Annotated in this window: 22 protein-coding genes; 9 read left to right on the top strand and 13 right to left on the bottom strand. The window is 67.0% G+C overall.

Annotation, left to right across the window (positions count from 1 at the left end):
• Positions 1-73 precede the first annotated feature (73 nt).
• The 5 genes from V5A53_RS02100 to V5A53_RS02080 all read right to left on the bottom strand — a co-directional run bounded on the left by V5A53_RS02100 (position 74) and on the right by V5A53_RS02080 (position 6431).
• Positions 74-2482 (bottom strand): DUF2309 domain-containing protein, encoded by a 2409-nt coding sequence (locus V5A53_RS02100; protein WP_332311905.1) that lies wholly within the window; start codon positions 2480-2482, stop codon positions 74-76.
• Positions 2472-3950: a proton-conducting transporter transmembrane domain-containing protein gene (locus V5A53_RS02095; RefSeq protein ID WP_332311903.1), complete on the bottom strand. Its 1479-nt coding sequence runs from the start codon at positions 3948-3950 to the stop codon at positions 2472-2474. The genes V5A53_RS02100 and V5A53_RS02095 overlap by 11 nt, the downstream gene beginning before the upstream one ends.
• A gap of 213 nt (positions 3951-4163) precedes the next feature.
• Positions 4164-4628 carry an Lrp/AsnC family transcriptional regulator gene (locus tag V5A53_RS02090; protein WP_332311902.1) on the bottom strand — a complete coding sequence of 155 codons (465 nt, stop codon included), beginning with the start codon at positions 4626-4628 and terminating at the stop codon, positions 4164-4166.
• 57 nt (positions 4629-4685) lie between these two features.
• A complete protein-coding gene (locus V5A53_RS02085; protein ID WP_332311901.1) occupies positions 4686-4820 on the bottom strand; it encodes a hypothetical protein in 135 nt (44 codons plus the stop codon).
• 321 nt (positions 4821-5141) lie between these two features.
• A complete protein-coding gene (locus V5A53_RS02080) occupies positions 5142-6431 on the bottom strand; it encodes a PQQ-dependent sugar dehydrogenase (RefSeq protein ID WP_332311900.1) in 1290 nt (429 codons plus the stop codon).
• Positions 6432-6566: 135 nt separating this feature from the next.
• On the opposite strand from V5A53_RS02080, the gene V5A53_RS02075 reads away from it, so the two are divergent.
• The 3 genes from V5A53_RS02075 to V5A53_RS02065 all read left to right on the top strand — a co-directional run bounded on the left by V5A53_RS02075 (position 6567) and on the right by V5A53_RS02065 (position 8006).
• Complete coding sequence (locus V5A53_RS02075) at positions 6567-7007, top strand: DUF2085 domain-containing protein (protein WP_332311899.1); 441 nt, start codon at positions 6567-6569, stop codon at positions 7005-7007.
• A 70-nt stretch (positions 7008-7077) separates the two neighbouring features.
• On the top strand, positions 7078-7566 hold the full coding sequence (locus V5A53_RS02070; protein WP_332311898.1) for a TM2 domain-containing protein: 489 nt from the start codon (positions 7078-7080) through the stop codon (positions 7564-7566).
• On the top strand, positions 7566-8006 hold the full coding sequence (locus tag V5A53_RS02065; RefSeq protein WP_332311897.1) for a zinc ribbon domain-containing protein: 441 nt from the start codon (positions 7566-7568) through the stop codon (positions 8004-8006). Before V5A53_RS02070 ends, V5A53_RS02065 begins: the two co-directional genes overlap by 1 nt.
• Before the next feature lie 31 nt (positions 8007-8037).
• Here the strand turns inward: V5A53_RS02065 and V5A53_RS02060 are convergent, their stop codons facing one another.
• From V5A53_RS02060 to V5A53_RS02045, 4 genes are all read right to left on the bottom strand, one after another.
• Positions 8038-8751 (bottom strand): CAP domain-containing protein, encoded by a 714-nt coding sequence (locus V5A53_RS02060; protein WP_332311896.1) that lies wholly within the window; start codon positions 8749-8751, stop codon positions 8038-8040.
• Positions 8752-8789: 38 nt separating this feature from the next.
• Complete coding sequence (locus V5A53_RS02055) at positions 8790-9878, bottom strand: iron transporter (protein ID WP_332311895.1); 1089 nt, start codon at positions 9876-9878, stop codon at positions 8790-8792.
• Between the two features lie 81 nt (positions 9879-9959).
• Positions 9960-10106, bottom strand: coding sequence for a hypothetical protein (locus tag V5A53_RS02050; RefSeq protein WP_332311894.1), 147 nt, complete (start codon positions 10104-10106; stop codon positions 9960-9962).
• A 90-nt stretch (positions 10107-10196) separates the two neighbouring features.
• Positions 10197-11159, bottom strand: coding sequence for a glutathione S-transferase family protein (locus tag V5A53_RS02045; protein ID WP_332311893.1), 963 nt, complete (start codon positions 11157-11159; stop codon positions 10197-10199).
• 149 nt (positions 11160-11308) lie between these two features.
• On the opposite strand from V5A53_RS02045, the gene V5A53_RS02040 reads away from it, so the two are divergent.
• The 3 genes from V5A53_RS02040 to V5A53_RS02030 all read left to right on the top strand — a co-directional run bounded on the left by V5A53_RS02040 (position 11309) and on the right by V5A53_RS02030 (position 14392).
• A complete protein-coding gene (locus tag V5A53_RS02040; protein ID WP_332311892.1) occupies positions 11309-12076 on the top strand; it encodes a 4-phosphopantoate--beta-alanine ligase in 768 nt (255 codons plus the stop codon).
• Between the two features lie 65 nt (positions 12077-12141).
• A complete protein-coding gene (locus V5A53_RS02035) occupies positions 12142-13326 on the top strand; it encodes a M48 family metallopeptidase (RefSeq protein ID WP_332311891.1) in 1185 nt (394 codons plus the stop codon).
• A gap of 118 nt (positions 13327-13444) precedes the next feature.
• On the top strand, positions 13445-14392 hold the full coding sequence (locus V5A53_RS02030; protein ID WP_332311890.1) for a DUF7139 domain-containing protein: 948 nt from the start codon (positions 13445-13447) through the stop codon (positions 14390-14392).
• On the opposite strand, the gene V5A53_RS02025 is transcribed toward V5A53_RS02030, so the two are convergent.
• The 4 genes from V5A53_RS02025 to V5A53_RS02010 form a co-directional block, all read right to left on the bottom strand.
• A complete protein-coding gene (locus V5A53_RS02025; RefSeq protein WP_332311889.1) occupies positions 14389-14955 on the bottom strand; it encodes a Mut7-C RNAse domain-containing protein in 567 nt (188 codons plus the stop codon). The two genes, V5A53_RS02030 and V5A53_RS02025, sit on opposite strands and share 4 nt — an antisense overlap.
• Before the next feature lie 190 nt (positions 14956-15145).
• On the bottom strand, positions 15146-16891 hold the full coding sequence (gene polX, locus V5A53_RS02020; RefSeq protein WP_332311888.1) for a DNA polymerase/3'-5' exonuclease PolX: 1746 nt from the start codon (positions 16889-16891) through the stop codon (positions 15146-15148).
• A 6-nt stretch (positions 16892-16897) separates the two neighbouring features.
• The gene (locus V5A53_RS02015) at positions 16898-17338 is read right to left on the bottom strand and encodes a DUF5788 family protein (RefSeq protein WP_332311887.1); all 441 of its coding nucleotides are present in this window, start codon (positions 17336-17338) and stop codon (positions 16898-16900) included.
• 46 nt (positions 17339-17384) lie between these two features.
• Positions 17385-17924 (bottom strand): DUF7097 family protein, encoded by a 540-nt coding sequence (locus V5A53_RS02010; RefSeq protein ID WP_332311886.1) that lies wholly within the window; start codon positions 17922-17924, stop codon positions 17385-17387.
• An 80-nt stretch (positions 17925-18004) separates the two neighbouring features.
• Between V5A53_RS02010 and V5A53_RS02005 the strand changes: the two genes are divergently transcribed.
• The 3 genes from V5A53_RS02005 to V5A53_RS01995 all read left to right on the top strand — a co-directional run bounded on the left by V5A53_RS02005 (position 18005) and on the right by V5A53_RS01995 (position 20370).
• The gene (locus V5A53_RS02005) at positions 18005-18187 is read left to right on the top strand and encodes a hypothetical protein (protein WP_332311885.1); all 183 of its coding nucleotides are present in this window, start codon (positions 18005-18007) and stop codon (positions 18185-18187) included.
• A 122-nt stretch (positions 18188-18309) separates the two neighbouring features.
• Entirely contained in the window at positions 18310-18669 is a 360-nt protein-coding gene (locus V5A53_RS02000; RefSeq protein ID WP_332311884.1) for a DUF192 domain-containing protein, read from the top strand.
• 198 nt (positions 18670-18867) lie between these two features.
• Positions 18868-20370, top strand: a complete 1503-nt coding sequence (locus tag V5A53_RS01995) for a (R)-citramalate synthase (RefSeq protein ID WP_332311883.1) — start codon at positions 18868-18870, stop codon at positions 20368-20370.
• Positions 20371-20840: the final 470 nt, after the last annotated feature.

The following is a 20840-nucleotide window of genomic DNA, read 5'->3' as shown; positions in this document are numbered from 1 at the left end:
ATCATGCTGGGTACCCGGCCCCTTATCAGTACTTTGCAGGCGGACACCGGACGGTCGAGAAACGGGCGAGTGGCTAGTGGGTCTGTGCGACCGGCGTCCGGAGGGTCGGCTCCCATTCCAGGTCGCCCTGATAGTGGAAGCGGTCGCCGTCCTGTGTCGGGTCGATGACCGACAGGTCCAGCCAGCCGTTGTCGAACAGTCGGGCGACCTCCGGGTGCCGGGCGAGGATGCCGGTGACCCGTTCGGTCGGGGCGTGAATCACCGCGGTCAGGCGGAGCGGCTGGTGGTAGACCCGCTCGTCGTCGACCTGCAGCGACTGGAGCGGCAGGCCGGTCATCAGGTCGCCGCCGTTGCCCTGCAGGACGCCGACGTTGCCGACCGGGTTCTGGGTGACCTTCGAGCCGCTGCCGTAGACGGCGTTGTCGACCGTCGCGAAGTAGTACTGGTTGTTGATCCACTGGGTGACGACGAGCGGGCCGGTCATGATGGCCTCCAGCGCCTCGCCCTCGGGGTCGGTCGCCCAGTCGTAGGAATGCAGGAACGCGCGGCCGTCGAGGTCCGTCCCTGCGGTCAGGTCGCGCGGGCCGATGACGAAGGAGGCGTTGCCGGCCAGCCCCCACTCGGGGCGGGTCTCGGCCCAGTCGGCCGCGCGGCGTTCGGTCTCGCGGACGCTGTCGTCGGCGTCGGCCGCCATGGATTCGGTCCGCTCGGCCGTCGCGCCGGCCCGCGCCTCTTCGAGGTCCGCGCGCAGGCGGTCGACGTCCTCGCGGTGGCTCTCGGGGACGCCGGCGTCGAACAGCGTTATCTCGTCGGTCGTCGTGTTGTGTTCGGCCGCGAGGAAGTGGGTGTCCTCGGGGATATCGATGCCGCGCTCGCGGAGTTCGGCCTGCACCTCGGGGTCGTTACAGATGGTCGCCAGCACCCGGGCGCTGGGGCCGCCGGGGTTGCCCGCACAGGCGCCGCAATCGAGGCTCGCCTCGAATGGGTTGTTCGTCGTCTCGCTGGCGTGGCCGGTGAAGACGACGAGGCGGGCGAACCCCTCCCAGCCCATGAGGTCGAAGGCCGTCTCGGCGTAGGTGGCCTTCTCCCCGAGGGTCATCCCCTGTGGGAGGTCGCCGCCCGCGTGCGCGTGGTCGTGACGGTCGACGGTCGGCGTACAGAAATCGGCCGACGACGGAATCCGAGAATCGATGGCATCGACGGCGTCGTGGACGGTCTCTGGCGAGAGCGTCCGGGTCGCCATCGCCGCCCCGTAGGCGCCGCCGGCGCCCTCGACGAAGGCGAAGGCGGCGGCGACGTTCGTCTTCAGCGCCTTGAGGTGCTTGCGGGCGGCCGACACCACGCCGATACTGAGGTCGTAGGTATCGGTTTCGTCTACCTTTCTGGCCTCCGGGCGGTCGACGACGCGGTGCTGGGGGTCGACGATGGGCGGACAGGCGTCGATCTCGACGTCGTCGTCGTAGCCCTGATAGCGCATCGGGACGCCGAAGAAGCCGGCGTAGCCGTGGGTCTCGTAGGCCCCGGCGGCCTCGACGTGCCGGCGGATGATCTCCGAACGGGTGTCGATACAGAACACCAGCTGGGCGGCGGGCCGTTCGTCGTCGGTCTCGTCGCCACTGTCGCCGGCCTCCTCACCCACCGTCCGGTCGATATCGTCGAGGAGGCGCTGACGGTAGCTTTGCTCCCACGCGGTCAGCCAGATTTCGGGGATGGGAACGCCCTCCTCGTGGTCGGCGTCGGCGTCGAAGCCCTCGTGGGCGACGGGCGCATCGAGCAGGTCCGAAAGCGTCAGCCGAACCGCGAGATAGTCGGTCAGCGAGATCGGCGCCTCGGCCTGCCACGGGCTGGCGCCGTCCGAGGCGCGCTGTTTGACGAGGCCGGTCCAGCCGGGCAGGGCGGCGAGGTGGTGTTCGAAGAGGTCCTCCCATTCGCCCTGCGGGCGGTCCGAGAGGGCGGCCTCCAGCGCCTCGGTCGCCGTCTCGGGCAGGGCCGAGGACCGCTGGCAGCCGGGAACGTCGCTATCGTACGGCGCCAGTTCGCGCCAGGCGGCGTAGAATCCCTCCTCGCGGTTCGGCATGGCCCACTCGGCTTTCCCCTCGTCGAGGAAGGCGGCGAGCCACTTCGACAGCACGCGGTCGACTTCCGCCGTCGCGTCGTCGGTGTCGGTCCCGGAGTCGGCCTCGGCGGCTTCCATGTCCTCGAGGAGGGCCTCGGGGTCGCGGTCGACGCCGTGGTCGTCCAGTTCCGACCGCAGGGCTTCGGGGTCGATGCGGCCCTCCGCCCAGGCGGTCCGGAAGACGGAGGGATGTGGGTAGCCGCGGCCGCCGAAGGTCGCTTCGGCTTCCGCGACGGCCTCGTGGAAGGGCCGGTCCTCGAAGCCCGAAAGCGGGTTTGCGGTGACGAAGGAGTGCAGCGGCCAGACGGAACCGACGGTTTCGGCCGCGCGTTCGATGCTGTCGTCGAGGTAGTGATTATGCGTCATCGTAGTCCTCCTTGTTGGTGAGAACGGTCGCCGGGTCCGGCTGGGCGAGGTTCAGAAGCGCCACGTAGAGGCGCTTGCTCTGGCGGTGCCACTCGAGAGCGCTCGCCGCGTAGGCGCCCACGAACAGGGCGCCGACGGCGACGTGGACGACCGTCAGCTCGGTCGGCGCCGTCGTCATCGGAACGTCCTTCATCACCGCCGAGATGGCGTTGAAGACCACGGCGTAGGTGCCGATGGCCGCGAGGACGACCGCCGGCGTCCCGACGAGCCGCAGCCACTGGGGGAGCGTGGACCGACGGAGGATGTCGCGGGTCGCGTGCAGGGTCGTCAGGACGACCACGAGCACGAGCAGGAGGCCGCTGTTCAGCGCCATCCCTTTGCCGGTCAGGACCGCGAACAGCGCGCCGCCGCCGAGCGCCGTCAGCAGGCCGACGGCGATGCTCGGAACCGCAGGGGGCCGGCGGCCGTTGTGGCCGGGGACGGTCTGCTCGACCGCCGCGCCCGAGGAGAGGAAGAGGTAGGCCTTGTAGAAGCCGTGGAGGATGAGGTGGGCGATGGCGGCCGCGAAGAAGCCGAGGCCGCATTGCAGGGTCATAAAGCCCATCTGAGCCATCGTCGAGGCGCCGAGTTCCCGCTTGACGTTCGTCCCGACGAGGAGCATGGCCTGTCCGAGCAGGGCGCTCGTGGCGCCGATGAGGACGATCGCGGACATCGCGACGGCCGTCTCGGTCAAAAGCGGCGCGAACCGGGTCAGCAGGATGCCGCCGGCGTTGACGAAGCCGGCGTGCATCAGGGCGGAGGCGGGCGTCGGCGCGGTCATCGACGAGAGCAGCCAGTTCTGGAAGGGAAACAGCGCCGACTGGATGATCGCCGCAAGGACGATACCACCGATAGCGAGGGCGGCGACCCACTGGGGGACGGTCGCGGTCGCCTCCAGGATGCCCGAAAGCGAGGTCCGGCCGGTCGTCCAGGCCAACAAGAGGAGACCGCCGGCGAGCAGGCCGCTACTGGCGAGGAAGTACCGGCGGGCGAGGCTGGCGGCGGCCCGCGCCTGCTTCCACTCGCGGACGTGGCCGATGAGCGAGGCCATCAGGAGGCCCATGCCGAGCCACGCGGCCGCAAAGAGGGCGACGTGGTCGGCCGCGGTCAGGACCATGACGACGAGCGTGAAGCCGAACACCCGCGCGTAGAACCCATCGAGGTGTCGGTCGCCGGCCATGTAGCGGCGGGAGTAGCTGTGAACGATACCGCTGAAGAAGGTGACCACGACCCACATCACCGCCGTCAGCCCGTCGACGACGAACAGGTCGGGAACTGCGGGTTCGTATCCGCCCGCTATCTCGTTGCCGAGGACGACGAGACCGAGTGCGAAGAGCGACCAGACCGCCCAGGTCGACGCCTTTGGAACGAACGAGGCCGATGTCGTTTCGGCACGATGTGGGGTTTCCGTCGGTTGTGTACCTGCCATTTTCTTTCTCGCGGACCAGCGCGATGCCACGCCGTCGGAGCGGGCCTCCTACTCGAACTGGTCGCGCTTGCGACTTCATAGAACGTTCTGGTTATTATATCCTCTGTTTCGAACAAATTGTTCTAAATAGATGTGATATTGGAACGTTCTGTTCCTTGTTTCCAATTCACACGGGTCTCCGAGAACGAACGCGACGGCGTCGCTGGCGGCTACTTACGGCGAGGAGAAGTCCTCGAAGGGCGTCGTCTCGTGGCTCCGCACGAGCACCTCGTCGGCGACGGTCAACCCCATATCGAGGAGTTCCTGTGCGACCGGCGTGATGTCGTCGTCGCTCTCGCCGACGGCCGTCACCAACAGGTTCTGTTCGCCGGTCACCAGTTCCTGCACCGAGACGACGCCCGGAATCGACAGGATGTCCTCGATCATCTCGCCGCGCTCCGGGATGGGCGCCGTACAGAAGAGCAACATGCGGAGCGGGTAGCCGGACTTCTGGTAATCCACGTCGGCGCTGTACCCCTTGATGACGCCCTCCGATTCCAGCCGCTGGATGCGTTTCCGCACCGTACTCGACGAGGCGTCGGTGCGCTCGGCGATCTCGCCCGAGGACAGGTTCCGGGCGTCCTCCTGTAGCGCGTGGAGGATCTGCCGGTCGACGCCGTCGAGCTCGTAATCGGACATAATCCCCTTTTGCCCGCGTACGTTATAAGCAACTTCGGCTGTCGTGGGGGGAGGAGGTCAACCGAGGACGGTCGAAATCCGTTCGCGGGCCGTCGAGAAGATCGCCCACGCGAAGAGCCACGTGAAGATGAGAATCGCCGCGAGGCCCGTCGTGGAGAGGAGATGAAGCGGTTGCGTCAATTCTACCAGCACCGGAAACATCAACAAGACAACAAATATGGCGGCGATTCCTCCCACGAGACACTCCAGAGACCGCCAGACGGTGGCCGCTCGGGGTCTAGATAGCGGTATCCCTCGGCGGTGGTCTCCCGGCCGCGCCTTGTTTGGTGTGGTCATACATACCACTCCTACTGGTACTACACGATAGTTTATTATAAATTCTCGCACCGAGGGTCGACGTGTCGTCTCCCGAATCCCTCGTTCCCGCACGCGCCGTCGCATTCGCCGCCCAGACCGTCGGACGGTTCCACGACCGGTTCGGCCACCAGGATATCAGCCGGGCGGCTTCGCTCGCTACGCGGGTTCGATCCTGATGACCCGGTCGTCGTCGTCCTTCGGGAACTCCCGGAGCGTCCGGCCGTCGCGGTTCGACGTGAGCAGATAGAGCGCGCCCTCCGGTCCGACTTCGACGTGGCGCAACCGCCCGTATTCGCCGTCGTAGAACTTGTGGACCGTCACCGCGTAGCGGTCGTCCAGCCAGTCGGCGTCGAAGCGATTGCCACCCTCCGGGTGGTTCCCGTCGGCCGATAGCGTCACGCAGAACAGCGTCTGTGAGCGCAGGCCGGCGACGAACAGCCGGTTGCGCCACGCCGGAATCGCCTCACCCCTATAAAAAGTGACGCCGGAGGGCGCCCACGTCCCCACTTCACCCGTGTTGAGCAGCGGCGGCGTGAACTCCTCGTAGTCGCCGTAGGCGTCGTACTGGGTGTCGGTCGGCCCGCCGCGGGCGACGTCCCACCCGTAGTTGGCACCGGGCCGCAGCGCCGACACCTCGTCGCGCGACTGGGGGCCGTGTTCGGCGATGAGTGGCTCTCCGTCCGGCGTAAAATCGATACCCTGTGGGTTCCGGTGGCCCAGCGTGTAGAGCCGAGAATCGGTGCCGTCACCGAAATCCGGATTGTCGGCGGGCGGCTCACCCTCCAGGTCGACGCGGAGGATAGCGCCTCCGAGGTTCGTCGGGTCCTGAGAGTGGGCCGGCTCGGTGGCGTCGCCGGTACAGACCCAGAGCCGTCGGTCCGGACCGACCGTGATTCGGCCGCCGTTGTGGAACTCCGCAGCAGGGATGTCGTCGACGACCGGCGTGAGTTCGTCGGCGGAGATATCGTAGCGGACCACCCGATTTCGCAGGTCATCGTCGGCCGTATAATAGACGAACACGACGGGCGTGTCGGGGTAGTCGGGATGGGCGGCGACACCGAGGGTGCCGCCCTCGCCGGGGCCGGTGCGGTCCGGCAACTCGGCATCGCGGATGAGGAGTTCCCCGTCGGAGGGTGTCAGTCCCGAGTCGGACGCGAGCGCCTCGGCGTCGAACCGCCGGAGGCCGCCCGTCCGCTCGGTGAGGAGGGCGTCGCCGCCGGCGAAGGTCAGGTCCCACGGAATCGAGAGGTTCCGGACGGCCGTTACCTCGCGCACCTCGGCGTCCAGCGGCGAGCTATCGGCCGGTTCCCACGTCGGGTCGGCGGGCCACGGGGCCTCGCCCTCGCCGACCGGCCGTTCGTCGTAGGAACTGGAGAGACAGCCGGCGAGCGTGCCGAGAGCCGCGGCACCGCTCCCGAGGAACGCGCGCCGTGAGAGTCGCTGCATACCCCGTCTGTGGACTGCTCGCTAATACCTGCTTGGCTATCGCAGGTGGTCCCACGGCCGTTCGCTACGGATGGAAGGCCGAACGCGGCTACGCGGACGGCAAGATTGAGGCCCCGTCGTCGCCAAGGGCCGTCGATGGTCGAGTGGACCGAAATCAAAACCGGCCTCCGCGAAACGCGGCGGTATCTCCTCTCGCACCACGAGCCTTCGGAGTGGTACCGGTGTTACGCGCCGACGGTGTTCGGACGCCGACTCCATGTCTGTGCGCGCTGTGCCGGCATCTATCCGGGCATCGCGGCCGGCCTTGCGGCGTACGCCGTCGGTCCAGCGTGGTTGGGCCACATCGCGTTGGTGGCGCTTCTTCCCGCGCCGGCCCTCGTCGACTGGCTCCTGACGGCGTTGACCGAGCGACGCGGCTACAACCCGGTCCGGACGGCCACCGGGGCGCTGCTCGGCTACGGGTACGGCCTCGGACTCGCCCTGTTCTTCCTCGGCGGCGATCTACGGGTTCCGATCATCGGCGTCTTCTACGGCGCCCTCGCGGGTGCGTTGCTGGCCGTCGAACTCGCCCGGTGACCCCCGACCGCAGTACGCCGGGGGTGATGTGACGGCTAGTTATATAAAGCACGGCGCGCCAGCAAATTCCATGTCAGAGCGAGACGAAAACGGCGACGAACCCGACGATGAGAACGGTGGGTTTGACGAACCGGTCGACGAACCGGCCGACGAGACGACGACCGAGGAGACGGCGGCCGACGAGTCGCCGGGCCGCGAACCGACAGCCAGCGAGGAGACGACGGGCACGGCGGCGACCGGTTCGCCCGGTCCGGACGAGCAGTACTGTTCCAGTTGCGGGGAGATAATCAAGAAGGAAGCCGAGATCTGTCCCCACTGTGGCGTCCGGCAGAAGCCCGCGGTTCCGAGCAGTTCGAAGGACCGGACGACCGCCGGCATTCTCGCGATCCTCCTCGGCGGCATCGGGGTCCACAAGTTCTACCTCGGCGAGACGGGAATGGGTGTCCTCTATCTATGCTTCTCGTGGACGCTCATCCCCGCTATCGTCGGGTTCATCGAGGGGCTGCTCTACCTCACCAAGACCGACGAGGAGTTCCAGCGACAGTACGTCAACGACTGATGGGCCGGCAGAAAGGCGTCGACGAGGTCTTCTGTACGTCCTGCGGCGCCGCGATCAAGAAGGAAGCCGAGATCTGCCCCGAGTGTGGCGTCCGCAACGAGAACGCGACGCCGCCCAGTCGAAGCACACCCACCGAGACGACCGTCTCGGATTCGTGGTGGTATGGCGTCGCCGGCTGTCTCGGCCTGTGGGTGCTGGTGTTGCTGTTGCCTTCGAATACCGTCTCCGCGTCGCTGGATGCACTGCTCGGCCTGCTGACCCTCACCGCGTGGATCGGCCTGCCGCTGTCGGCGTACTTCGACAGTAAATACGTCAGTAGCCGTACCGACTGGCAACCGAACGCGCCCCTGTGGGTCATCGGCCTGCTGGTCCCGGTGGTCAACGTCGTCATCGGCGCCGTCTACCTCTACCGGCGCCACGAGGTCCTCGGGGAACCGTAACCCGCCGCCCACACCCTGCCGTGGCCGGTTCTCAACAGAACAACTGTGTCACGTAGATGGCGTCGTCGCCGACAGCGACGCCGACGCCCTGCCGCGTGTACCGCTCTCGGAGGAGCGTCCGGCGGTGGCCCGACGAGTCCATCCACGACCGAACGACGTGGTCGGCGAGGCCGGCCTCGGAACTGGCCAAGGCGCCACGTGGGGTCTGATAGATGTTCTCGCCGGGCTGGCAGTCCAGTCCCGCCGCCCGGACCCGGTCACCGGGGTCCTCGCCGTCCGGGTTGGTGTGGTCGACGAAGCCGCGGTCCCGCATATCGCGGCTGTGGTTGCGGGCGACGGCCGCCAGTGCCTCGTCGTGTCTGGTGTCGCCGACGCCGGCTGCGACCCGTTCCTCGTCGCTGCGGTTCTCGATGTGATCTTCGACAGCACCTGTATCGAGGCCGCCGCCGAGGGGGCCGACCAACGCGACAGCGGCGAGGGCCCCGACGACGAGAAGCAGCGTCAGGACGGCGAGACCGATGCCGGGCCGAAACAGCGACGAGAGCGGTTCGACGGTCCGGTCGCCTGCTTCGCCGCCGTCGCGGCCGTCGAGGTCAAGTCGCCAGCCCGACGTCTCGCCTGCGTCCGTCCCGGGGCAGTCGTGGGCCTCGGGCGGTCGATGGTCGGTACAGCAGGCGGCGCCGCAATGCGGGCAGGCGTCGCTGACCGAGGTTTCGGCTCCACAGACGACACACTCGGTTGCCACAGGCGTCGGTACGGCCCGGGGGAGCAAAACGGCGGCGGCTACAGGCCGAGTTCGGCGTCGGGCAACTGGAGGAAGGCGGTCTCGTAGCCCTCGTGGCGGGCGACCTGCGGGTGGGTGTCGACCGAGAGCGTCAGATCGTCACCGGCGCGGGCGTCGACGGCCGCGCCGAAGTGATAGCCGAGGTCGCTGTCGAAGGTCCGTCCGAGTCGCCCATCGAAGACCGACTCGCCGTCGCGGTCGACGGTGGCAGACAGCGCCATCGCGGGCAAGACGAGGTCGTTGTGCCGCGTCCGCGCCAGGACGGCGAGGTAGCCGGTGTCGCCGCCCTCGATGCCCGCCGGCGGCGAATCGAGGGTGAGCACCTCGAAGCGCGCGTCGCCGCTCTCGGCGGTGCCGTGATGATTGCCCGGCAACGTCGCGGGGTCCGGCGAGACGCCCAGCGGCATGTCCATATCCATGACCGGGGGAACTGCGGCCTCGCCCGCGCGGTCGGCGGTCCGCTCGACGGGGAGGTTGTCGCGGGTTTCGGTGCTGAACGGGAACTCGACGCTCGCGCTACTGGGTTCTTCGAAGCGGTCGCGGTAGTCGCCGGTCCGGCGGATGTTCGGGGCGCCGACCGAGACGGTCACCTCGTAGTCGCCGTCGCTGTCCAGCCGGAAGTTCGCGCCGTAGTGAAAGCCCATCCGCGGCGAGAGCATGGGGTAGATGACCTGCTCGTCGAGCGGGTCGCCGCCCTTCGCGATGTCGATGGTGACGCCCGTTTCGGGGAGAACGCGCTCGGTCTCGGGGTCCCAGACCAGCGCCATCAGGTGGACGTCCTTGCTGCCGTCCACGTCGTGGAGGGTCGCGTCCTCGACCGATTCGGTGGTCGAATCGACGCGCCAGAACCGGTGGGGGTAGGTGTAGGTGACCGCGACGGCGTACTCGTCGTTTTCCGAACGAGCCATTCCGGCCATCTCCATGCCGTCGACGTGGGTCGGGTAGTAGACGCGCTCCGGTCGGTCTTCGAGGATTGGGGGCGTGGAATCGACCTGCTGGGTCTCCACGAGGTCGGTACAGCCGGCGGTGGCGACCGCTGCGGTGGTTCCGACGCCGAGACACGCCCGAAGGTACTGGCGGCGCTGCATTATCGGGTGTTCAGGGGTCGACGGCTATGCCGATTTCGGTCTGGCGGAGAAACGTGGGGTAGAAAAGATGCGAACGGACTGTCAGATCTCTATTTCCTCTCCCTCGTAGAGTTCCTCGAACTCGAGGTCGCGGTCACGAGCCTCGAGGGCCCGCTCGATCTCGTATTCACGGCGTTGTTCCCGCTTCTTCTGACCTTTCCGTTCGCGGCCTCGTTTCGTGTCCGGCATTGCGTGCGAGAGTATACCACGCACACATATATGCGTAACGCAAGCGGCCGGTCCTGCACGGCCGGCATAGAACAGGCCGCAGTCGGTGGGTCAGACCGGAGGTTCGCCGGCCAGTTCGTCGCGGGCGTGCGGTTCCTCAAAATCCGGGTCCGGTCCCCTCGGCACGATGCGTTTGGGGCTGACGGCCGGGTGGGTCGTGTAGTAGTGTTCCTTGATGTGGTCCATATGCGTCGTTTCACCGAAGCCGTCGGTCTGGTAGAGGTCGCGGAGGTACGGCCAGAGGTGCTCGTACTCGCGGATGAGCTCGTGGTTGCACATGAAGTGGGTGTGGTAGACCTCGTCGAAGCGGACCAGGGTGGTGTACATCGCGATGTCGGCCTCGGTGAGGCGGTCACCGACCAGATACCGCTGGTCTGCCAGCACGTCGTCCCAGTGGTCGAGGGCCTCGAAGAGTTCGGTCACTGCCTCGTCGTAGGCCGTCTGCGTGTCCGCAAAGCCCGTCCGATAGACGCCGTTGTTGATAGGTTCGTAGATGTGGTCCAGGGCCTCGTCGATGTCCTCGCGCAACCCAGCGGGCGCGAGGTCGACGCCGTTGCCCAGTTCCGCGAAGACCGTCGTCAGGTCCCGCATGATCTCGCGTGACTCGTTGTTGACGATGGTCTCTGCCTGCTCGTCCCACAACACGGGCACCGTCACCCGCCCCGTGTAGTCGGGGTCGGCCGCGACGTAGACCTCCCGGAGGTAGTCGGCGCCGTGGATGGAGTCGGTCGTACACCCACCCTTGTCGGGCGTGAACTGCCAGCCCCCGTCGTCACGGAAGGGGTCGACGACGTCGACCGAGATGGCGTCTTCGAGGCCGAGCAGTTTCCGCGTCACGAGCGCCCGGTGGGCCCACGGGCAGGCATAGGAGACGTAGAGGTGATAGCGGCCCGATTCGGCCTCCTCTGGGTCGACGCGGTCCCGGAAACTGGTCGGCTGGCGTTCGAACTCGCCAGCCTCGTTCGTGGGGTCGTAGTCGGTGACCCACTCGCCGTCGATGAACTGATTGACCATACGGGATAGAGTCGTTCCCGAGGGATATGGCTGCGGTCGCCGGCCATCGTTTGCCGACAGCTACGACCCCGACCGACATCGCCGAGGGTTCCGACGAGCGAACGCGAGGGAACGGGAGCCTTTTACGATGCCGTCGCCGAACTCCAGCCATGACCGACGCGGAGATTCCGGAGTCACATCCCCGCTACGAGTCGCTCATCACGCGACACCGCATCGAGGAGGGGGTCGACCTCGGCATCACCTCCCGACAGGGACTCATCGCACAGGGCCGCGGCGAGGCTTTCGATTATCTGCTCGGCGAGGAGACGCTGCCGAGCGCCGACGAGGCGGAACGCGCCGCTGCCGCCCACCTCCTTCGTGCCGACCACCCCGTCCTCTCCATCAACGGCAACGTCGCCGCGCTGGCGCCGGGAGAAATGGTCGAACTCGCCGAGGCGACGGGCGCGGACCTCGAAGTCAACCTCTTCAACCGCACCGAAGCGCGGATGGAGCGAATCGTCGCCCACCTCCGCGAGCACGGCGCCGAGGCGGTCAAGGGCCTGCAAGCGGACGGCCGGATTCCCGGCCTCGACCACGAGCGGGCGAAGGTCGACGCCGACGGCATCGGCAGCGCCGACGTCGTCCTCGTCCCGCTGGAGGACGGCGACCGTGCGGAGGCACTGGCCGAGATGGGCAAGACCGAACTCGTCATCGACCTCAACCCGATGTCGCGGTCCGCGCGGTCGGCGACGGTGCCCATCGTCGATAACCTGATTCGCGCGGTCCCGAACATCACCGAACACGCCCGCCAGTTGGCCGACGCCAGCGACGAGGAACTCGACGGCATCATCGAATCCTTCGACGCCGATGCCGCTCTCGAAGCCGCCGAACGCGCGATCCGCCAGATGGACGATGAGTCGGGCAGCATCGACGACTAATCGCCCGTTTGTCGCGACCTGAACTCGGAGAAAGCTTAACTATCGACCCGGACGGGGTGCCGACCGTGGCACTCGGCCTCCGCCTCCGGTTTTCGCTCCTCTTCCGGACCGTCTTCGCGCTCTGTATCCTCGGGACGCTGACGTTGCTTCTGGGCATCATCATCAGCATCTTCGGCGCCTTCTTCGGATTCATCGTGTGGGGATGGCTCTTCCGTATCTACGAGTTCGTCCTCACGATGCCACGCGTTTCGGCGGTGACGCCGATTCCGTCCACGGTCGTCGCCCCGGTGGCCCTGCTCGCCCTCGTCGGAATCGTCTACGGGTGGGAGCATCTCGCCCGGTATACGAGCGCCGACACGCTCCTGCCGCCGACCGACCCGGCGTCGGTGGGCCTCTCGGTCGTCGCGTTGGGAAGCCTCTATCTCCTCATCGTCGAGGGAATCGTCGCCATCGGCGTCGCCCTCTCGGTAGCGCTCTCGGCGCTGGATGGCTTGCTCCTCGTCTTCCTCGCCGGTGCGCTGCTCGCCATCGCCGGCACCATCGGCGAGGTGCGACTGGAGATCGGCCGGCTTCGCGAGACGCTGCTCGACGAGAGCGTCCTGGCAGAGGGGTCCTATCCCGAGATCGAACGGACGACCCACCGACTCGCACAACTCGCCGATGTTCCACCGCCGGAGGTTCGAATAGCCGAGACCGACCGGCCCGAGTCGTTCACCATCGGGACCGGGTCCGAGGCCGTCGTCGTCGTCTCCCGTGGCCTCATCGACGCCCTCGACGAGGCGGAACTCGAAGCCGTCCTCGCCCACGAGGTGAGTCATCTCGCCAACCGTGACAGCCGAATCATGGGGGCGGTGCTGGCGCCCGTGCTGGCGGCCGACGACTGGATCGACCAGAACCCGGACGACTACGACGTCGGCGACTGGCTCTGGAACGCCCTCTTTCGCGGGCTGAAGTGGTACGGCCAGTCGGGAGTCGCCGTCTTCTCGCGGGGACGGGAACTCGGCGCCGATTCCGGCGCGGCCGCGCTCACCGGGTCGCCGGCGGCGCTGGCGAGCGCCCTCCAACGCCTCGACGAGAAGCGGCGAACGCCGGAGACGGACCTTCGGGAATGGGAGTCCTCCGCTGCAGCACTCGATATCCTTCCACCGTCGGAACGTGAGGCCGCTACCGGCCCGTACCGAACCCACCCACCGACCGAAGCGCGCATCGAGCGCCTCCGGCGGCTCGCGGCGAACGCCGAAGGCGAATAACGCCGACTCGAACTGGTCGGGAAAACAGGCCTCGCGCGGACTGTACCGGCCGCGAACCGCCCGCCGTCTTGCGTGCGTCTGACGTAGTGTTTTGTGTGTTGAGAGGAAACGTTACCCTATGGCTAGCCTCACGGAGGTCTACGAGGGAGGAAACGGGGCCAGCCTCCGGCGGCTGTATGCCGGTGTCGCGCTGTTTGGGGTCGGCGCGGTACTGCTCGTTGCAGGCATCGTCATCGCAGCCACCGAACTGTCCCAATTGCTCGGCCTCGACCTGTTCGAGGCACGGAACTACGCGGGGGTCCTGGGTGGCCTCGGGCTTCCAGCGCTGCTGCTCGGTACGATCATCGTCCTGCCGCGGGCCGAACGCCACGTCAGGGTCGGCGCCGCCGCGGGCGGACTCATCTGTCTCGTCGGCGTCGTGCTGTTCAACGCCGCCTATCCCGTCGACTGGGTCGGCGGCTCCGGCAACACCTCGATGACGCTGGCCGTCGCTGCCGTCTACTTCACCGGCGCCATCGTCACGAGTTGGAGCCTCTTTGCCTCGGTCGCGAGTTTCAAGGCCCGCAACGACCCCGGCGGAACCGTCAAACTCGAGATCACGAAGGGGGGCGAGACGAAGATCGTCGAAGTCGAGGGCGACGACCTTCGGGGCACCCTCGGCGGCATCGGCCTGCTCGGTGCCGACCCCGACGGCGAAGTGGAGACACAGACTAACCGCGATTCAGCCGGCGGCTCGCAGGGATCGGATTCCTCCGGGTCGGCGGCCAGTTCCTCTGGGGCCCGAAGCCGTTCCGGCACCGATAGCCAGTCGTCGGGCCGCTCTGCCGAACCCGGCTTCGGCGACGACCTGAGCGTCACCGACGGCGGCGCGACGACCGACGACGCCGAGTTCCTCGACGACGGCCCCGTCAGCACGCCCTCGCCGGACGACCGCTATTGCGGCAACTGCGGGCACTTCCGCTACGTCCGCACCGACGAGGGGATGGTCCCCTACTGCGGCCTTCACGGCGAAGCGATGGACGACATGGAGGCCTGCGACGAGTGGTCTCCGAACACCCAGTCCTAACCGAGCGCTTTCTTCATTCGTTCGTAGTGGCTTCCCTTCCAGAACACCTGTCCACACTCCCGACAGCGCCAGCAGTCGGTTTCGGCGGGGTCGGGCGTGTAATCGGGCGTATCGGCGTCCTCCGGCACCGCATCGAGGCGGCCGTTACACCGTCCACAGCGTGACGGCTCCGCGTCGGCCTCGAGGGCGACGCCGGCCTCGCGGAGTTCTGCCAACTGGTCTTCGACGGGCTTGGCCGACAGCAGGATGGACTCGTCGGCCTGTGCGGCCAACTGCACGTCTCGGGTGAGGAGGATTCTGTCTTCGGCTTCCGCGAGTTCGAGGATGCGGTCGTCTGCTTCGATTCCCCTGTCGCCCGCGTAGGCCGTATCGTAGCCGGCCAACCGGAGATAGACCGCTAGCTTGCCGAGCATCACGTCGAGTAGGAAGGCGTCCGTTTCGGGTCGAACGGACGTGGAGTCGTTTCTGTCAGTATCTTCTGTCGTCATCTTGGAGAGACAGTCCCTGCCAGCAACGCAACCATCTCGGAAGCCCTCGGGGCGCTGGCGGTCGCTGCGGGACATATCCTCGTGGTTCGAAAGACGGCCATTGGCCGTCTTTCGTCATCACGAAAGGCGCTTCGCGCCTTTCGAACGACTTCGCTCAGATAGTGGTCCCGCAGCGACTCCACTCCGTCGCCACCGCCCCTCGCCCTTCCATTCCACCAGGGGAGTGCTATCTTGTTCGAACCACGCACGTTTGGAAGCCGCCCCGTCACAGTCCGAGGAACTCGCGGAGGCCGTCGGCGTCCCGGCAGTTGAGCACGTCGTCGGGTTCACACCAGCCGCGGCGGGCGGTGTGGACGCCGAAACGCATATACTCGAAGGCGCCGGGGCGGTGGGCGTCGGTGTTGATGCTGATGGTCGCGCCGGCCTCGATCGCGGCCTTGACGTTGCTCGCCCGGAGGTCGAGCCGGCGGGGGTCCGAATTGATTTCGAGGGCCGTCCCGTTGTCGGCGGCCGCCTCGGCGACCCGGTCGATGTCGATGTCGTGGCCGGGGCGCTGGTTGAGCATCCGACCCGTAGGGTGGCCGATGATGTCGACCTCGGGGTGTTCGATGGCCGTCACGAGGCGCTCGGTGCCGTCGCCATCGAGGCCGCTGTGTGGCGAGGCGACGACGCAATCCAGCTCCGCCAGCACGTCGTCGCCGACCGAGATGCCGCCCTCTTCGTCGATGTTGGCCTCGACGCCCGCGAACACTTCGATGTCGGCGTCCTCGGCAACGGCACGGATCGCCTCGATCTGGTCGAGCAGTTCCTCGTCGGAGAGGCCGACGCCGCCGACCATCCCGGGGCCGGTGGCGTGGTCGCCGACGGAGACGTAGTCGTGGCCGAACTCGGCGGCGGCCTCGACCATCCGCTCGATGGATTCGTCGCCGTCGGAGTAGTTGGTGTGGAAATGGAGGTCGCCGTTGACGTCGTCGATCGTCAGGAGGTCCGGCAGTTCGTCGTTGGCGGCAGCTTCGACCTCGCCGCGGTTCTCCCGGAGTTCCGGCGGCATCCACGCCATCTCGACGGCGGCGTAGACGTCCTCCTCGGTTTCACCCGCCACGCGCTCGCCGACGCGTTGGCCCGAATCGGGATCCGCTACCTCCGAGACGTCGAAGACACCGTATTCGTTTATCTTCAGGCCCATGTCGATGGCGCGGTTCCGGACCGCGATGTTGTGGTCCTTGCTGCCCGTGAAGTACTGGAGTGCGGCGCCGAACTCCTCGGGAACGACGACACGAAGATCCACGCGGACGCCGTTCGACCGGACGGTGGCCTTGTTCTTGCCGGCCTCGATGACCTCGTCGGCCTCGCCCCAGTTCTCGAAGGCGTCGATGACGGCCTCGAAGTCCTCGCTGGCGGTCAGGGCGTCCACGTCGCCGATGGTCGGCCGCCAGCGGCGGATCGACCCGGCGACTTCGGCCCGCTCGACGGCCTCGACGTCCGCGAAGAACTGCTGGACGCGGTCGGCGACTGGGCGTGCCTCGCTCAGCAGGCTTCGCTCCCGAGACTCCCGTGCGAACGGGATGTTCTCCAGAATGTTCTCCTCCGTTTTCGGGCCGAAACCCTTGATCTCCTGGATCTCGCCGGCCTCGGCGGCGGCTTCGAGATCGTCGAGCGTCTCGACGCCCAGCGCGTCGTAGAGGGCGGCGACGGTCTTCGGGCCGACCCCCTCGACGGCCGTCAGGGCGTCCATCTCGACGGGCATCTCCTCGCGGAGGTCCTCCAGTTCCTCGATGTGGCCGGTCTCGAGGTACTCCGCCGTCTTCGAGGCGATGGCGTCGCCCACGTCCTCGATCTCCTTGAGGGCGTCCTCCCCGCCCTCCTCGTAGAGGGTCTCGACGGCGAGGGAGTGGCCGCGGATGCTGTCTGCGGCCCGCCGGTAGATATTCGGCTTGTAGTCGACGTCCCTCGCTTCGAGGTGGTCGGCCATCGCTTCGAGTTCGGCGGCGACTTCGGCGTTCTTGCTCATGATGTATCAGGGGCCGCGAACCTGCGGCCCGTCGTCGTCGTGACCCAGCGCCTGCTTCAGGAAGCTCATCCACCGCTTCTTGTCCATCGTCTCCTGTCGGTCGGCCTCGGCCTGTACGTCCTCGTGGCCGAGGTTCTGGAGGGCTTCGAGCGCCCGGTCGATGCCGATGATGCCCTCGGCGATCTCCTCGCCTTCCTCGAAGGAGATCTCGCCGTCTTCGATCGTCTGGCGGCGCTGGAGGCGCTCGCGGCGGAGGTTCTTCTTGGCCTGCTCGACGCGGTCCCGTTCGCCGGGTGGCACCGTCTCGCGGCGCTTGATCTCGAAGACGAACTCCTGTAGCTCCACCTCCTCGCCCTGCACGTCGATGCGCTCGGGGATGTCGACGCCGACCGTCGAACTCTCGCGGTCGACGCGTTCGAGGAGTTGTTTGCGCTGGTACTCCTGCACACCTCGTATTCCGGGTTGGAGCGATATATAAGGACCGACGGCCCGTTTATTCGGCTCCGGATTCGTCGCCGAACCGTTCGGCTGCCGTCTCGAAGGACAACTCCTCGTGTTCCTTCGAGCGTCGCCCTTCCGCCGCGGCGATGGCCTCGGGGTCCGGCGACGCGTCGTCGTCGATGCGTGCCCACGAGTCGTGGATCTTCGCGTGACACCACCGACAGAGGTAGACCGTAATCTCGTGGGCCAGCTCCCGCCGGTCGTCGTCGGGGTATTCGAGGTGGTGTTCCTCAAGCAGGGGCCGCTCGTCGTCGTGGGCGATCCGGCGTTCCGCGATGCCACAGCGGATGCACTCCTTTGAGCGCTGGCGCGCCCGGAAATGCGGGCAGTCGCTCCAGTCCCATTCCCCCTCTGGGTCCGCCGCCGGGCACCGAAGCCCGTCCTCGTGGCGTTCGCGGGCGAACTCCGGGTCGTGGTGGCCGTGCTCGGCGGCGTAGCGACACCGGCCGTCGTCGGTGAGGTAATCGCACCGCTCGATCACCTCGTAGGGGTCGTCGACGCCGACCGAGGTTCCCTGCGGCGTCTTCTCCATACCGGGCGTGAGGCGTCGCGGGGTTTCAACGCTTGGGTGCGCCCGGCACCGTTTTGCGGTGGGACGGCGTGTCCCCGACTATGGAACGACTCGTCGGTCTCGTCGTCTTCACCCTCGGACTGGCCCTGTTCGTTTTCCCGATGCCGGTCGTTTCGGCCGCCGACGCTCGGCTTACGGCGTCACTCGGCCACCGCACGAAAGTCGGGATTCGCATCGTCGGGCTCCTTGGAGTGTTCGTCGGATTCCGACTCGTTGTGGCCTGATACGAACTGTTGTAGCCTTTTATCGGTCACCGCCGACCCGCACTGGCGATGACCGCTACATCGGTACGACGATCCGTATGAGACGGGATGGCTTTTTGTTCGCCCCCGTCCCAGCCGACGGCGTGCGCGTCGTACACGAGGCCGACGGCGAGGAACGGACGCTGGCCAGCGATATCGAAGTCGCCGACGGCCTTCTCTCGCAGGGAATCGGCCTCATGTTCAGACGGTCGATTCCCGACGACTACGCGCTGGTCTTTCCCTTCTCGAAGCCCCGGAAGCGTGGCCTCCACATGTTCTGTGTTCCCTTCGATATCGACACGGTGTGGCTGGTCGACGACGAGGTCCAGCAGGTAAAACGGCTCTCGGCGTGGACGGGCCACGGCCGCGCCCGGGCCGACACGGTCATCGAGATGCCGGCGGGCGCCGCTGTTGGCGTCGAAACTGGCGATACAGTCCGTTTCGAGGGCTTACACGGTTCTTGAGCGACGACGCTGACAATCCTGCGGAAACCCGCACCTTAATCAACACCCATCCCATTGTGGGAGATACAGCCATGCCGAACTCCAACCCGGCAGAGGATAGAGTAAGTCGCCGAAAGGCGGCTGGTCGAGAAATTCGACCGCTCGTCTAATACAGAGGATTCTACCGTGACTCGCTTATTCGAGGACCATCCCACAGCGATGGCTCTCTCAGACCGTGAGGTACAGTTTCTGGATACCACGCTCCGCGACGGCGAACAGGCCCCCGGCATCTCCCTGTCGCCCGAGGAGAAGGCGGAGATCGCCCGCGCGCTCGATGCGGCCAACGTCTCGGTCATCGAGGCCGGCAGCGCCTGCACCGGACCGGGCGAGCGGGAGACCATCTCCCGCGTCACCGATCTCGACCTCGACGCGCGCGTGACGAGCTTCGCCCGCGGGGTCCGCAACGACATCGACCTCGCGCTCGATTGCGACGTCGACGGCGTCAATCTCGTCGTCCCCGCCAGCGACCGCCACGTCGAGGAGAAACTCGACACCACCCACGAGGACGTCGTCGACACGACCGTCGACCTCGTGGAGTACGCCAAGGACCACGGCCTCTGGGTCGAGGTATTGGGTGAGGACGGCTCCCGCGCCGACCTCGATTTCCTCGAAGACCTCATGGGCGCGGCCATCGATTCGGGCGCCGACCGCGTCTGTGCGCCCGACACCGTCGGCCACGCCACGCCCGACCGCATGTTCGAGATCTACGACCGCCTCTCCGACCTCGGCCCCACGTCGATGCACACCCACGACGACCTGGGTCTCGCGGTCACGAACACCCTCGCCGGCCTCGCCGCCGGCGCCGACCTCGTCCACGGCACCATCAACGGCATCGGCGAGCGCGCCGGCAACGTCGCCATCGAGGAGGTCGCGATGGCGCTGGACCACGGCTACGGCGTGAAGACGCTCGATACCGAGATGCTCCACGAACTCGGGCAACTCGTCTCCTCGGCGACCGACGTGCCGCTCCCGCCGAACAAGGCCGTCATCGGCGAGAACGCCTTCACCCACGAATCCGGCATCCACACCGACGGCACCCTCAAGGACGACGCCATGTACGAACCCTACCCGCCCGAGAAGGTGGGCCGTGAACGCCGTCTCGTCCTCGGAAAGCACGCCGGCCGTGCCGGTGTCAAGGCAGGCCTCAGAGAACACGACGTCGAGGTCACCGACGACGAACTCAGCGAGATCGTCTCCCGCGTCAAGGAACTGGGCGACCGCGGCAAGCGCGTCACCGACGCCGACCTCCTGACCATCGCCGAGGAGGTCCAGGGCCGCGAACGCGACCGCCGGGTCGAGTTGGTCGACCTCACCGCCGCCTCCGGCAGCGGGACGCCGACCGCCTCCGTCCGCCTCGAAGTCGACGGCGAGGAACGCGTCTCCTCCGGCACCGGCTCCGGCCCCGTCGACGCCGCCATCGCCGCCGTCCGGTCGGCGCTCGGCTCCGCGGCGAACGCGCAACTGGACTCCTACCACGTCGACGCCATCACCGGCGGCACCGACGCCGTCGTCACCGTCGAAGTCGAAATGTCCCGCGGCGACCGCTCCGTCACCGTCGCCGCCTCCGATTCGGACATCACTACCGCCTCCGTGCGCGCGATGGTCGACGCCCTGGACCGACTGGTAGCCAACGAGGAAACGCCGGTTCTGGCTGACGACTAAAGCCCACTTTTTGCACGCTCCGGCGGTTTGGTTCGAGAGAGCGAAGCTCTCTCGTCATTGCGGGAAATCGAAGATTTCCCGCTTGCAGTCAGAATCCTCCGGATTCTGACGACATCACGAAAGGCGCGAAGCGCCTTTCGAACGACGGCGCGCGAGGCGCCGAACCCGCCTCCGCGGTCATCAGATTCCACAGGAATCTGATGGGCAATCAGACCGCTCTGCGGTCTGATGACCGCAAAACGTGGGGGAAATATGCGCGCCTCCCTCCAGCCGCTCACCCTCTCTACGGTCGGCTGAGCGTTAGTCAGTCGGCGCTACGGCACCGCGGCGCTTCGCGCCGCGCTGCCGGGAACCGCCTCGGGGGCGCTTTTCAAACGCCACGCTCGGCGGATGCTGACGATGTTTTTGCGTACCCGGCTAGAATGTATCGGGCCTCAACTGAAGCTACACGGTATTCAAAATAAATCGTC

Origin of the sequence: Natronomonas sp. (assembly GCF_036625485.1) — an archaeon.
In the GTDB taxonomy this organism is placed as follows: domain Archaea; phylum Halobacteriota; class Halobacteria; order Halobacteriales; family Haloarculaceae; genus Natronomonas.
The sequence above is the reverse complement of the archived record's forward strand: the minus strand, read 5'-3'. Positions and strand labels throughout refer to the sequence as shown.

Excerpts from the sequence above, each read along its gene's own strand:
- V5A53_RS02075 (WP_332311899.1), top strand. The coding sequence starts at position 6,567 with ATGGTCGAGTGGACCGAAATCAAAACCGGCCTCCGCGAAACGCGGCGG.
- V5A53_RS02005 (WP_332311885.1), top strand. The coding sequence starts at position 18,005 with ATGGAACGACTCGTCGGTCTCGTCGTCTTCACCCTCGGACTGGCCCTG.
- V5A53_RS02030 (WP_332311890.1), top strand. The coding sequence starts at position 13,445 with ATGGCTAGCCTCACGGAGGTCTACGAGGGAGGAAACGGGGCCAGCCTC.
- V5A53_RS02040 (WP_332311892.1), top strand. The coding sequence starts at position 11,309 with ATGACCGACGCGGAGATTCCGGAGTCACATCCCCGCTACGAGTCGCTC.
- V5A53_RS01995 (WP_332311883.1), top strand. The coding sequence starts at position 18,868 with ATGGCTCTCTCAGACCGTGAGGTACAGTTTCTGGATACCACGCTCCGC.
- V5A53_RS02100 (WP_332311905.1), bottom strand. The coding sequence starts at position 2,482 with ATGACGCATAATCACTACCTCGACGACAGCATCGAACGCGCGGCCGAA.
- V5A53_RS02045 (WP_332311893.1), bottom strand. The coding sequence starts at position 11,159 with ATGGTCAATCAGTTCATCGACGGCGAGTGGGTCACCGACTACGACCCC.
- polX (WP_332311888.1), bottom strand. The coding sequence starts at position 16,891 with ATGAGCAAGAACGCCGAAGTCGCCGCCGAACTCGAAGCGATGGCCGAC.
- V5A53_RS02090 (WP_332311902.1), bottom strand. The coding sequence starts at position 4,628 with ATGTCCGATTACGAGCTCGACGGCGTCGACCGGCAGATCCTCCACGCG.
- V5A53_RS02025 (WP_332311889.1), bottom strand. The coding sequence starts at position 14,955 with ATGTCCCGCAGCGACCGCCAGCGCCCCGAGGGCTTCCGAGATGGTTGC.
- V5A53_RS02080 (WP_332311900.1), bottom strand. The coding sequence starts at position 6,431 with ATGCAGCGACTCTCACGGCGCGCGTTCCTCGGGAGCGGTGCCGCGGCT.
- V5A53_RS02050 (WP_332311894.1), bottom strand. The coding sequence starts at position 10,106 with ATGCCGGACACGAAACGAGGCCGCGAACGGAAAGGTCAGAAGAAGCGG.
- V5A53_RS02070 (WP_332311898.1), top strand. The coding sequence starts at position 7,078 with ATGTCAGAGCGAGACGAAAACGGCGACGAACCCGACGATGAGAACGGT.
- V5A53_RS02065 (WP_332311897.1), top strand. The coding sequence starts at position 7,566 with ATGGGCCGGCAGAAAGGCGTCGACGAGGTCTTCTGTACGTCCTGCGGC.
- V5A53_RS02055 (WP_332311895.1), bottom strand. The coding sequence starts at position 9,878 with ATGCAGCGCCGCCAGTACCTTCGGGCGTGTCTCGGCGTCGGAACCACC.
- V5A53_RS02010 (WP_332311886.1), bottom strand. The coding sequence starts at position 17,924 with ATGGAGAAGACGCCGCAGGGAACCTCGGTCGGCGTCGACGACCCCTAC.
- V5A53_RS02095 (WP_332311903.1), bottom strand. The coding sequence starts at position 3,950 with ATGGCAGGTACACAACCGACGGAAACCCCACATCGTGCCGAAACGACA.